The 11,723-nt window shown below is 71.3% G+C and carries 11 protein-coding genes; 8 read left to right on the top strand and 3 right to left on the bottom strand.

Translation table 11 applies throughout. The features are described from left to right. Window positions 1–145: 145 nt before the first annotated feature. The 6 genes from ACRYR2_RS03505 (at window position 146) to ACRYR2_RS03530 (ending at window position 6,064) form a co-directional block, all read left to right on the top strand. Window positions 146–1,117 (top strand): LacI family DNA-binding transcriptional regulator, encoded by a 972-nt coding sequence (locus tag ACRYR2_RS03505; protein ID WP_432561441.1) that lies wholly within the window; start codon window positions 146–148, stop codon window positions 1,115–1,117. Window positions 1,118–1,188: 71 nt separating this feature from the next. Next, a complete protein-coding gene (locus ACRYR2_RS03510) occupies window positions 1,189–2,418 on the top strand; it encodes a sugar ABC transporter substrate-binding protein (RefSeq protein ID WP_432561442.1) in 1,230 nt (409 codons plus the stop codon). Then, entirely contained in the window at window positions 2,415–3,356 is a 942-nt protein-coding gene (locus ACRYR2_RS03515; RefSeq protein ID WP_432561443.1) for a carbohydrate ABC transporter permease, read from the top strand. The genes ACRYR2_RS03510 and ACRYR2_RS03515 overlap by 4 nt, the downstream gene beginning before the upstream one ends. Window positions 3,357–3,365: 9 nt before the next feature. Next, window positions 3,366–4,178 (top strand): carbohydrate ABC transporter permease, encoded by an 813-nt coding sequence (locus ACRYR2_RS03520; RefSeq protein WP_432561444.1) that lies wholly within the window; start codon window positions 3,366–3,368, stop codon window positions 4,176–4,178. Window positions 4,179–4,196: 18 nt separating this feature from the next. Continuing rightward, complete coding sequence (locus ACRYR2_RS03525) at window positions 4,197–4,970, top strand: ThuA domain-containing protein (protein WP_432561445.1); 774 nt, start codon at window positions 4,197–4,199, stop codon at window positions 4,968–4,970. Then, window positions 4,967–6,064: a Gfo/Idh/MocA family protein gene (locus ACRYR2_RS03530; RefSeq protein WP_432561446.1), complete on the top strand. Its 1,098-nt coding sequence runs from the start codon at window positions 4,967–4,969 to the stop codon at window positions 6,062–6,064. The genes ACRYR2_RS03525 and ACRYR2_RS03530 overlap by 4 nt, the downstream gene beginning before the upstream one ends. Window positions 6,065–6,089: 25 nt before the next feature. Here ACRYR2_RS03530 and ACRYR2_RS03535 read toward each other — a convergent pair whose 3' ends face one another. From ACRYR2_RS03535 to ACRYR2_RS03545, 3 genes are all read right to left on the bottom strand, one after another. Next, on the bottom strand, window positions 6,090–7,421 hold the full coding sequence (locus ACRYR2_RS03535; RefSeq protein WP_432561447.1) for an MFS transporter: 1,332 nt from the start codon (window positions 7,419–7,421) through the stop codon (window positions 6,090–6,092). Between the two features lie 83 nt (window positions 7,422–7,504). Further along, the gene (locus ACRYR2_RS03540; protein WP_432561448.1) at window positions 7,505–8,503 is read right to left on the bottom strand and encodes a VOC family protein; all 999 of its coding nucleotides are present in this window, start codon (window positions 8,501–8,503) and stop codon (window positions 7,505–7,507) included. Between the two features lie 215 nt (window positions 8,504–8,718). Further along, a complete protein-coding gene (locus ACRYR2_RS03545) occupies window positions 8,719–9,210 on the bottom strand; it encodes a MarR family winged helix-turn-helix transcriptional regulator (protein WP_432561449.1) in 492 nt (163 codons plus the stop codon). Between the two features lie 227 nt (window positions 9,211–9,437). Here ACRYR2_RS03545 and ACRYR2_RS03550 point away from each other — a divergent pair, with 227 nt between their 5' ends. Together ACRYR2_RS03550 and ACRYR2_RS03555 are read left to right on the top strand one after the other, a co-directional pair. Beyond that, entirely contained in the window at window positions 9,438–10,622 is a 1,185-nt protein-coding gene (locus tag ACRYR2_RS03550) for a Gfo/Idh/MocA family protein (protein WP_432561450.1), read from the top strand. An 11-nt stretch (window positions 10,623–10,633) separates the two neighbouring features. Next, a complete protein-coding gene (locus ACRYR2_RS03555; RefSeq protein ID WP_432561451.1) occupies window positions 10,634–11,659 on the top strand; it encodes a sugar phosphate isomerase/epimerase family protein in 1,026 nt (341 codons plus the stop codon). Window positions 11,660–11,723 lie beyond the last annotated feature (64 nt).

Below are 11,723 nucleotides of genomic sequence, written 5' to 3' on the forward strand. Positions count from 1 at the left end.
GCTGCAGCGCTGCTTCGCGTCTGGCCGCGTCACGTTCCCAGCTCCAGGACCGGGTTGTGCCCGCCGACGGGTGTGGGTTACGGTCGCGTCGATACGCATCGACGTCGAGCGGGAGGGAGGCGGTGTGGCCCGGGCGAGCAGGACCGTGACGAGCAAGGACGTGGCGCGCGTCGCCGGCGTCTCCCAGAGCACCGTCTCGTACGTCATGAGCGGCAAGCGGCCGATCTCGGAGAAGACCCGCCGGCTGGTCGAGGACGCGATCGCCGAGCTCACCTACCAGCCCAACGCCGGGGCGCGGGCGCTGGCCAGCCAGCGCACGCAGATCATCGCGGTGGTCATGCCCTTCGACAGCGCGCTCGGCGCGGCCGGGCTCATGGCGTTCATCGAGGAGATCACCCTCGCCGCCCGCCAGCACGACCACGACGTGCTGCTGGTCACGGCCGAGGAGGGGGTCGACGGGCTGCGCCGGGTGGCCGGCGGGGCGCTGTGCGACGCCGTCGTCCTCATGGAGGTCCGCACCGACGACCCGCGGGTGCAGATCGCCCGCGACCTGCGGGTACCGACGCTGTTCATCGGTGTCCCCGCCGACACGGCCGGCCTGCACTGCATCGACTTCGACTTCGAGACCGGCGCCCGGATGCTCGTCGGCGAACTCGCCGACGCCGGCCACCGGCAGGTCGCCGTGCTCGGGTGGGGGACCGCCGAACTGAACTACGTCCCCCGGTTCCGGGCCGCCGCCGAGGCGACCGCCGCCGCGCGCGGCGTCGTGCTGCAGTGGGTCCCGGTCGAGCGTGAGCGGGTCGAGGCGCAGGTCGCGCAGGTGCTGGCGACGGGGATGACCGGGATCGTCGCGGTCACCCAGCTCGCTCGGGTCGTGCACGCGCTGCAGGGCGGCGGGATGCGTCCCGGCGTCGACCTGGACCTGGTGGCGCTCGCCCCCGACGCCGACGCCACCGGTTTCCCGGTGCCCGTCACGGCCGTGTCGCAGCACCCGCGGGACGTGTCCCGCCAGGCCATGCAGTGGCTCTTCGAACTCCTCGACGGCAACCACCACGGACCCGAGGTGCGGCGGGTGCCGGCCTCGCTCGTCCGCCGCTCCTCCGTCCGCTCCCACTGATCCCGACCCCGGAAGAACACCGCAGTTCCACGACCGCAATCGATACGCATCGACGACGAAGGGATGCGCACGTGCACCACGCCGACCACCGGATCTCCCGGAGGGCGCTCACCGCAGCGGGACTCGCCGCCCCGTTCGCGCTGGCCGCCTGCGGGAACTCCGGGGTGAGTTCGGACCCGAACGTCCTGCGGGTGATGGACTCCTACTCCAACGACCCCGACAACGGCATCATCGGCGCGGCCCTCGACGCCGCGGCGCAGTCGGTCGGCGTCACCCTCGAGCGGGTCAGCGTCTCGGGCGGCTCGCTCATCCAGCGCGTCCTGCAGCAGGGCTCGTCCGGCACGCTGCCGGACATCCTCATGCTCGACAACCCCGACCTGCAGCAGATCGCCTCCACGACGGCGCTCACACCGCTCGGGCCGCTCGGGGTGCCGACGCAGGGGTACGCGCAGGGCGTCCTGGACGCCGGCACCTTCGAGGGCGAGGTCTACGGCCTGGCGCCCACGGTGAACACCATCGCGCTGTTCTACGACGTCAGGGCGCTCGACGCCGCCGGCCTCACCCCGCCGACGACGTGGGAGGAGCTGCGGGAGGCCGCGGCGACCCTCACGACGGGCGGCCGGTACGGGTTCTCGTTCTGCGCCAACGCCACCTACGAGAACACCTGGCAGTTCCTGCCCTTCTTCTGGACCAACGGCGGCACCGAGCGCAACCTCGACACGCCCGAGGCGGCGCAGGCCCTCGAACTGCTGACCGACCTGGTCGCCGACGGCACCGCGTCGCGCTCGGTCCTGAACTGGACGCAGGCCGACGTGAAGGACCAGTTCATCTCCGGCAAGGCGGCGATGATGGTCAACGGGCCGTGGCAGCTGCCGGAGATGGAGACCGTCGAAGGCCTGGAGTACGGCATCGTCACCCTGCCCGTGCGCGACCCGGCGACCCAGGTCTCCGTCGCCCCGCTGGGCGGGGAGGTGTGGACGATCCCGAACACGGGGAACGCGGAGAAGGAGGCCAAGGCCGCCGAGGTCCTCACGGCGTTCCTGTCCGACACCAGCTCGCTGTCGATGGGCGAGCAGCGCTACACCGTCCCGGGCAAGCCGTCGCTGGGCGCGGAGTACCTGCAGCGACGGCCGGACATGTCGACGTTCACCGATCTCATCACCGACGCCCGCGCCCGCACCGCCGAACTCGGTGAGGACTGGCCCGCCGCGGCGAAGTCGATCTACACGGCCGTGCAGCTCGCGCTGTCCGGTCAGGCCACGCCGGCCGAGGCGCTGGCGGAAGCGGAGGACTACCGATGACCACCACGACCGAACGCCCCGCGACGACCACGGCCGCGACCGCGAAGTCGGCGACGGGACGCGGCAACCGCTGGGTCACCGTGCTGTTCCTGGGGCCCGCGATCGCCTACCTGGCGCTGTTCTTCGGCTACCCCGTCGTCAAGAACGTCGTCATGGGGTTCCAGCAGTACGACATCGCGACGTTCTTCACCGGTGAGGCCCCGTGGGTCGGGTTCTCCAACTACGTCGAGGTCGTCGGCAGCGCGCTGTTCAGCAAGGCGCTGCTCAACACGTTCCTGTTCACCGTCGGCTCCATCCTCGGGCAGTTCGTGCTCGGCATGGCGCTGGCCGTGTTCTTCCGGCGGAAGTTCCCGCTGTCGGGTTTCCTGCGGTCGTTGATCCTGCTGCCGTGGCTCATCCCGCTCATCGTCTCCAGCGCCGTCTGGCGCTGGCTGCTGGACACCGACGGCGGTGCGCTGAACCGGTTCCTCACCGGTGTCGGTGTCGTCGACGCGGGCATCCCGTGGCTGACGAGCACGTCGCTGGCGCTGGTGTCGGTCATCGGCGTGAACATCTGGATCGGCATCCCGTTCAACGCCGTCATCCTGCACGGGGGGTTGCAGGGGATCCCCGACGAGCTGTACGAGGCGGGTGCCCTCGACGGGGCGACGGGGTGGCGGGCGTTCCGGCACATCACCTGGCCCATGCTGCGGCCGGTCGTGAGCGTCACGCTCGTCCTGGGCGTCGTCTACACGCTGAAGGTGCTCGACATCATCCTGGGCCTGACGAACGCCGGACCGGCGAACGCGACCCAGACGCTGACGACGCAGTCGTACCAGCTGTCGTTCCAGAGCTTCGACTTCGGGCAGGGCGCCGCGGTGAGCAACATCCTCATCGTCATCTCGCTCGTGTTCGCGGTCGTCTACCTGCGGGCGAACCGTCGCTCCGTCGAAGACTGAGGGGTTGAAGTGACCGACGTCCGCCGTCCCTGGCTCAACACCGCGTTCGGCCTGCTCATCGTGGCCGTCCTGCTGTTCCCGATCTACTGGATGCTCAACGCGTCCCTGCAACCCGGTGGCGCCACGCTGGACACCGGCTGGTTCCCGCTGGACCCCGACTTCGCCGGCTACCGCACGGCGATCGCCGAGCAGGGCCCGAACCTCGTCACCTCGCTGGTCGTGGCCCTGGGCAGCGTCGTGCTCAGCCTGGTCGTCGCGATCCCGGCCGCGTACGTGCTGGCCAAGTTCGACCTGCGCTGGACGAACGTCGTCCTGTTCGCCATCCTCATCAGCCAGATGGTCCCCGGCATCGTCATCGCCAACGCGCTCTACAGCGCCTACGCCGACCTGGGCCTGCTGAACTCGATCCCCGGGCTGATCCTGGCCGACTCCACCTCGGGCATCCCGTTCGCGATCCTCATCTGCCGCGCGCTCATGGAGTCGCTGCCGACGTCGATCGTCGAGGCCGCCCTCGTCGACGGCGCCGGCCCGGTGCGGGCGTTCTTCTCGATCGTCGTGCCGGTCAGCCGCAACGCGATCATCACCGCGGGGCTGTTCACGTTCCTGTTCACCTGGAGCGACTTCCTCTTCGCCCTGACCCTCACCACGACCGAGGACGTGCGGCCCGTGACGCTCGGCATCTACAACTACATCGGCGCCTACGTCAACGACTGGAGCTCGGTCATGGCCACGGCCGTCCTCGCGTCCGTCCCGGCGATCGTCCTGCTCGTCGCCGCCCAGAAGTACGTCGCCGCCGGGGCCACCGGCGGGGCGGTCAAGTAACCCGTCAAGGAGCATCGAATGATCAACGTCACCGTGTGGGGCGAGAACCGCCACGAGCAGCTCGAGCCGGCGGTCGCCCAGCGCTACCCCGACGGCATGCACGGCGCGATCGCGCAGGGCATCGAGGCCAACCTGGGCGAGAAGGCCGTCGTCCGCACCGCCACCCTCGACGACCCCGAGCACGGCCTCACCGAGGAGGTGCTGGCGGGCACCGACGTCCTGACCTGGTGGGGTCACGCCGCGCACGCCGAGGTCTCCGACGAGGTCGTGGACCGGGTCCAGCGGCACGTCCTGGCCGGCATGGGACTGATCGTCCTGCACTCGGGCCACTGGTCGAAGGTGTTCCAGCGGCTCATGGGCACCAGCTGCACGCTGCGCTGGCGCGGCGCCCACGACCGCGAACTCGTGTGGACGGTCGACCCGACGCACCCCATCGCGCAGGGGGTCCCGCACCCGATGATCATCGAGGAGGACGAGATGTACGGGGAGTTCTTCGACATCCCCGCCCCCGACGAGCTCGTCTTCATCTCCAGCTTCTCCGGCGGGGAGGTGTTCCGGTCCGGCTGCACCTTCAAGCGCGGTCACGGCAAGATCTTCTTCTTCAAGCCCGGCGACCAGGAGTACCCCGTGTACTTCCACGAGGGTGTGCGCAAGGTCATCTCGAACGCCGTCGAGTGGGCGGTGACGGTGCGTCCCGAGCGCACCGACCCGGTGCTGCTGCGGTACGACACCGAGGACTTCTACAACGGTCACGGGTACCAGGGCGCGCTGGACCCGGAGAAGCAGAAGTGAGCGCGCCCACCAGGCTCGTCCTCGTCGGGGCCGGCGGGATGGGCAAGGCCTGGCTCGCGACGATCCTCGGCAACCCGGACACCGAACTCGCCGGGATCGTGGACCTGGACCTCGACGCCGCGCGCAAGGCCGCGGCCGACGCCGGCGTCCCCGACGTCCCCGTCGGACCGGACGCCGTGGAACTGGCGCGGCGGACCGGTGCCGACGCCGTCGTCAACGTGACGATCCCCAGGGCCCACCACCCGGTGACGACCGCGGCGCTGTTCGCCGGGCTGCCGGTGCTGGGGGAGAAGCCCGTCGCCGAGAACGTCGCGCAGGGGCTGTCGCTGGTCGCGGCCGCCGAGGCCAGCGGACAGCTGTTCGTCGTCTCGCAGTCGCGGCGCTACAACCCGCACGTCTTCGCGTTCAAGGAGCAGGCCAAGGCCCTGGGCGAGCTGGGGACGCTGTCGACGGAGTTCTACAAGGCCCCCCACTTCGGCGGGTTCCGCGAGGAGATGGAGCACGTCCTGCTGGTGGACATGGCCATCCACCCGTTCGACACCGCCCGGTTCCTGCTCGACGCCGAACCCGTCTCGGTGTACTGCGAGGAGTACAACCCGTCGTGGTCCTGGTACGCCCACGACGCCGCCGCGGCCGCCGTCTTCGAGATGACCGGCGGGCTGCGGTACGTCTACCACGGCAGCTGGTGCGCGCCGGGTGCCGAGACGTCGTGGAACGGGTCCTGGCGGCTGTCGGCGGCCACCGGGACGGCGACGTGGAACGGTGACGACGCGCCCGTCCTGGACACCCCGGACGCCGACGTGGCTGCGGCCCCGTCGGCCGATCCGGGTGACGGCATCGCCGGTTCGCTGGCCACCTTCGTCGCCGCGGTGGGCGGCGGGCCGGTCCCGATGGGGGAGGTGCACGAGAACGTGCTCAGCCTCGTCATGGTGGAGGCGGCCGTGGAGTCCGCCGAGACCGGTGCCCGCGTCCGGGTGGACGACGTCCTGGACCGCGCCTACGCCCAGGCGCTGGCCGACGAGCGGCGCGACGACGTGCGCGCCGTCCTGGAGTCGTGGACCTCGGTCCGCGACGCCCTCACCCCGGCCCGCTGACGGGCGCGGCGGGCGGTGGTGCCCCTCACCGCCCGCCCCGCACCGTCCGCGGCACCAGCAGGGTGAGGACGCTCCCCACGAGGGCCAGCGCAGCCAGGACGAAGAAGGTGGAGTTCAGGGCGAGCCCGGCGCCGATGAGCAGACCACCCAGGAGCGGACCGCCGATGCCACCGAGGCGGCCGAACCCGGCGCACCACGCCACGGCGGCCCCGCGCACCGTGGTGCGGAAGTGGTTGGCCACGAACCCGTAGATGAGCGTCTGGGTGCCGCTGGTACCCACCCCGGCCACCGCGACGAAGAGCAGCAGCACACCGAGCGGAGCCTGCACGGTGAGCAGCCCGATCGCCACCGCCCCCAGCAGGAAGGCGGTCGCCACGACCGGTTTCGGACCGAAGCGGTCGGCCAGGCGGGAGCCGATCAGCTGCCCCACCACGGCACTGCCGTTGAGCACCAGGAGGAACGACAGGGAACCCTTCGTGGAGAACCCGGCCCGCCCCATGAGTTCGGGCAGCCACGTGTTCAGCGCGTAGACCAGCAGCAGGCAGCACACGCTGGTGAACCCCAGGAGCAGCGCCGGGGCGGCGTTCCCGCCCGAGAAGAGACCGGCGAAACCGCTCCGCCCGGTGCCGGTGGTCTCCTCCTGACCCGCTGCCGACGCCGCCTGGTCGTCCGTGAGGACGATGCCGGTGCGAGCGGCCAGCGCCTCGGCCTCCTCGTGCCGCCCGCGCGCCTGCAACCACGCCGCGGACTCGGGCAGCTTGACCACGGCCAGCGGGAACAACGTCACCAGGGGCAGGGCGCCGAGGAGGAACATCCCGCGCCACCCGATGCTGTCGAGCAGCAGGATGGCCAGGAGGGCCGAGAGGGTGCTGCCGAACGCGATGCCCGAGTACGTCAGGGCGTTGAACAGGTTCTTGCGTCCCGGCGGGGCGTACTCGGCGACCAGTGCGCCGGTGGTCGCCAGCAGGGCGCCGATGCCGAGCCCGGCGGCGAAACGCCCGATCCCGAGCGTCGTCGCGCTGCCGGCGAGGGCCGTGAAACCCATCGCCGCCGCGAACCAGGCGTAGGCGAGCAGCATCAGCCGGCGACGTCCGAGGACGTCGCTGACCGTGCCGGTGAGCAACGCGCCGACGAGGACGCCGACGAGGGCGTAGCTGCCGAGGACGCCGCCCTGCGCAGGGGTGAGGGGGCCGATCCGGCTGGGGTCGGACAGGAACCCGGGAAGGACGGTCCCGTAGACCACGAGGTCGTAACCGTCGAAGACGAGGCCGAAGAACCCCAGGGCGACGACCCAGGTGAGGTTCCGTCGCTTCCGGACGTGGAGCTCGTGCTGCTGGTCGGACGTCGTCGTCGTCATGGCATCTCCTTCGATGCGGTCGGTGCTCCAGGGGTGTGCGGTTCAGGACGCTCGCGGGTCGCCGGCCGCGTGGTGGCGGAACCTCACCGGACCCGGCTGTCCGCGAGGTCGCGGTCCACCGCGGCGGCCGCGGTGTCGGGAACGGGCGGGGTCCCGTGCGTGTGGAAGGACTCGATGGTCTTCAGCCCCCACGCCTGGCCCCTGGCACGCTCGGCCTCGGTCCAGTTCACCGGTTCCCAGTCCGGGGCGAGCACCAGGCGCGCCCCGGCGTTGCACAACTCGATGCGGTTGCCGCCGGGTTCGTAGACGTAGAGGAAGAACGTCTGCTGGATGGCGTGCTTGTGCGGGCCGGTCTCGATGAAGACGTCGTGGTCGAGGGCGAGGTCGGCTGCCCGCAGGATGTCCTCGCGGGTGTCGGTGGCGAACGCGATGTGGTGCAGGCGCCCGCTGGAACCGGTCCAGTCGCGCGTCCACACCGCGTCGTAGCCCTTGTTCGTGAAGGTCGTCCAGCTCCCGGCGACGTTCCCGTCGTCCAGGACGATCTGCTCGGTGACCAGCGCGCCCAGCGTGTCGCGGGCGTAGTCCCGGTTGGGGACCACCTCGGCTCCCAGGTAGTTGACGTGGTCCAGGCGGCGCACCGGGACGCCGTGCGCGGGACGGGCCTGCGCCTGGTTCTTCAGCGCGGGAACCAGCCCGGACGGCGGGACGTAGCGCTCGGACTCGTGGTAGACGCCCATCTCGTGGCCGTCCGGTTCGGTGAAGACGTAGGTGGGCCCGTAACCGGGGTCGCCGTCCCGCCAGCCCAGACCCCGGCCGGTGGCCTCGATCCGGGACACCAGCCGGTCCAGGGCTTCCGGGCCGGCGGCGCGCAGGTTGGTGCGGCCGATCCCCGAGGTGCTGTGCGCGGTGAGTTTGACGGTGGTCCGCTCGTAGTCGTCCCAGGCGTGCAGGAAGACCGAGTCGCCTTCGGCGCCGGTCCGGGTCAGTCCCAGGTAGCCGGTGAAGAACTCCAGGCTCTCCTCGGGCCGGGGGGTGAGGAGTTCCAGGTGCGAGAGGTGGGCGATCTCGTGCAGTGGGGGCATCGTCGTCTCCGGTGCTGAGAGGGTGGGACGGAGCCGGGCGGTCGGGTCGCCGTCGACGGTGCGAGCCTGTGCGCTCCACGGCGAGCTCGGACGACGCCGCGAGCCGTCGACCGTCCGTCGTCGCCGTGTGCAGCTGTCGCAAAACAATTTACCGGGTTAACCCTGAGGTGACAACCCTCCGGACGAGACCGCCGGGTGGCCCGGCCCGGCCGGGGTCAGCGGGACTCGCGCACCAGGCGACGCAGCACGCGCGTCAGGGTGCGCCGGTCCGCGGGGGAGAGGTGCTCCACGGCGGCGCGCTCGGCGGCGAAGAACCCGTCGAGCACGGCCTCGACGGTGTGCAGGCCGCTCGCGGTGAGGGCGATCAGCTGTCGCCGGGCGTCGGCCTCGTCGGCGGAGCGGGTGATGATGCCCCGTTCGAACAGCCCGTCCAGCCGCTTCTTCATGCCGGCCGGGGTGACCATCATCCGGTCGGCCAGCTCGGCCTGGGTGAGGCGCTGGTCGGCGCCGGAGCGGTACAGGGCGGCGAGCACGTCGAACTGACCGCGGGACAGGCCGTGGGAGGCGAGGAAGCGGTCCGGCTCGGCGGTGACGGCGGTCGCCGCCCGGCGCAGCAGCGTGATCAGCTCGACGAGTTCGGTGTCGCGGCCGCCGGCGGACCACTGCATCGCCAGGTCGTGGGCCGTCGGGTGCTCGTGTGCCTCCATCGTCGCTCACCGTACCGGCGGCCCCGCCTGACGCCCCGGCCCGTCCTGCCCCCGGACGTCGGCCGGCCGGTGAGCGGGACCGCTCCGCCGGGCACCCGGCGCGGCCGTCCGGCACCTGGTCCCGCACCCGTGGCCGCAGGCCCACCCGGGCACTTCTCCCGGCTGCCGCGGTCAGTAGCATCTCGCCGAACGCACGACGACGACGTCCCCCCGGGAGGAACACCCGCATGTCCACCGATCGACCGGAGTTCGGAGTCGCCGTCGTCGGCCACTCCTTCATGGGTGCGGTGCACTCGCACGCGTGGCGCAGCGTCGACCACGTCGGCAACCCCCGCTGGCGCACCAGGCGCGTCGCCCTCGCCGGCCGGGACGCCTCCCGCGCGCAGGCCGCGGCGACCCAGTTCGGCTGGGACGAGGGCGTCGACGACTGGCGCACGCTCATCGAGCGCGACGACGTCCAGATCGTCGACATCCTCACCCCGGGCGACTCGCACGCCGAGATCGCCATCGCGGCCCTGGAGGCCGGCAAGCACGTCATCTGCGAGAAGCCGCTGGCCAAGACGGTCGAGGAGGCGCAGCGGATGACCGAGGCGGCCCAGGCCGCCGCCGCCAGGGGCGTGCGGTCGATGGTGGCCTTCAACTACCGCCAGGTCCCCGCGCTGGGGCTGGCCAAGCAGCTCGTCGACGCCGGCCGCCTCGGGGAGGTCCGCCAGGTCCGCGCGGTCTACCTGCAGGACTGGATCGTCGACCCGAGCTTCCCGCTGACCTGGCGCCTGCAGAAGGACCGCTCCGGCGCCGGCGCGCTGGGCGACATCGGCTCGCACATCATCGACGCCGCGCAGTTCATCACCGGCCAGAGGCTGACCGGCGTCTCCGGCACCGTCGAGACGTTCGTCAAGAAGCGTCCGCTCGAGGCCGCCCGCACCGGCGCGAACACCGGCCTGGGCGCGGAAGCCTCGACCGAGTTCGGCGAGGTCACCGTCGACGACGCCGCGGTGTTCTTCGGCCGCGGCGACGGCGGGGCGCTCATGACGTTCGAGGCGACCCGCATGGCTCTGGGCCGCAAGAACGGCATGAGGATCGAGGTCAACGGCTCCAAGGGCTCGATCGCGTTCGACTTCGAGTCGATGAACGAGCTGCACTTCTTCGACGGCACGCTGCCGGACGCCGAGAACGGCTTCCGCCGCATCCTGGCCACCGAGCCGGAGCACCCCGGGGTGGCGAACTGGTGGCCGGCCGGGCACGGCCTGGGCTACGACCACCCGTTCGTCCACGAGCTGCAGGAGTTCCTGGGCGCCATCGTCGACGAGCGCGACCCCAGCCCGAGCTTCGCCGACGGCCTGCAGGTCCAGCAGGTCCTGGACGCGGTGCAGCGCAGCGCCGAGAACAACTCCGCCTACACCAGCATCTGAGGAGCGAGAACGTGGCTGAACCGCTGAAGACCCCCCGCCCGGTGACGCTGTTCACCGGCCAGTGGGCCGACCTGCCCTTCGAGGAGGTCTGCCGCCTCGCCTCGGAGTGGGGCTTCGACGGCCTGGAGATCGCGAGCTGGGGCGACCACATCGACTCCACCCGCGGCGCGAGGGACGACGACTACATCGCCGAGAAGAAGGCCGTCCTGGACAAGTACGGCCTGAAGGTGTGGACCATCTCGGCCCACCTGTCCGGCCAGGCCGTCTGCGACCTGATCGACCAGCGCCACCAGGACATCGTCTCGGTCGACGTGTGGGGCGACGGCGACCCCGAGGGGGTCCGTCAGCGCGCGGCGGAGTACGTCAAGGACACCGCCCGCACCGCGGCCAGGCTCGGCGTCAAGACCGTCACCGGGTTCACCGGCTCCTCCATCTGGCACACCGTCGCGATGTTCCCCCCCACCCCCGACTCGATGGTCGAGGCCGGGTACCAGGACTTCGCCGACCGCTGGAACCCGATCATGGACGTCTTCGACGAGGTCGGCGTGAAGTTCGCGCTCGAGGTGCACCCGTCCGAGATCGCCTACGACTACTGGACGACCAAGCGCACGATGGAGGCCATCGGCCACCGCGAGGCGTTCGGGCTGAACTTCGACCCCTCGCACTTCGTGTGGCAGGACCTGGACCCGGTGCCGTTCCTGCGCGACTTCGCCGACCGCATCTACCACGTGCACTGCAAGGACTCCCGCAAGCAGCTCGACGGCCGCAACGGCCGTCTCGGCTCGCACCTGCCCTGGGCGGACTCGCGGCGCGGCTGGGACTTCACCTCCGTCGGGCACGGCGACGTGCCGTGGGAGCTGATCTTCCGCGAGCTGAACAACATCGGCTACGCCGGTCCGACCAGCGTCGAGTGGGAGGACGCCGGCATCGACCGCCTGCGCGGCGCGCCCGACGCCCTGGCGTTCGTGCGGGGGCTCGGCGAGCTCTTCCAGCCGCCGGCCGCCGCGTTCGACGCGGCCTTCAGCTCGAAGGGCTGACCTCAAGGAGTTCACCCGCACGGCCGATGTGACCTGTGGTGCGTCCAGCTCCGGCGCACCCCAG

The organism is Kineococcus deserti (genome assembly GCF_050871945.1).
In the GTDB taxonomy this organism is placed as follows: domain Bacteria; phylum Actinomycetota; class Actinomycetes; order Actinomycetales; family Kineococcaceae; genus Kineococcus.

What these genes read in the sequence shown, in the direction of transcription:
- ACRYR2_RS03550 (WP_432561450.1), top strand. Translation starts at nt 9,438, where the DNA reads ATGTCCACCGATCGACCGGAGTTCGGAGTCGCCGTCGTCGGCCACTCC.
- ACRYR2_RS03545 (WP_432561449.1), bottom strand. Translation starts at nt 9,210, where the DNA reads ATGGAGGCACACGAGCACCCGACGGCCCACGACCTGGCGATGCAGTGG.
- ACRYR2_RS03535 (WP_432561447.1), bottom strand. Translation starts at nt 7,421, where the DNA reads ATGACGACGACGACGTCCGACCAGCAGCACGAGCTCCACGTCCGGAAG.
- ACRYR2_RS03515 (WP_432561443.1), top strand. Translation starts at nt 2,415, where the DNA reads ATGACCACCACGACCGAACGCCCCGCGACGACCACGGCCGCGACCGCG.
- ACRYR2_RS03525 (WP_432561445.1), top strand. Translation starts at nt 4,197, where the DNA reads ATGATCAACGTCACCGTGTGGGGCGAGAACCGCCACGAGCAGCTCGAG.
- ACRYR2_RS03540 (WP_432561448.1), bottom strand. Translation starts at nt 8,503, where the DNA reads ATGCCCCCACTGCACGAGATCGCCCACCTCTCGCACCTGGAACTCCTC.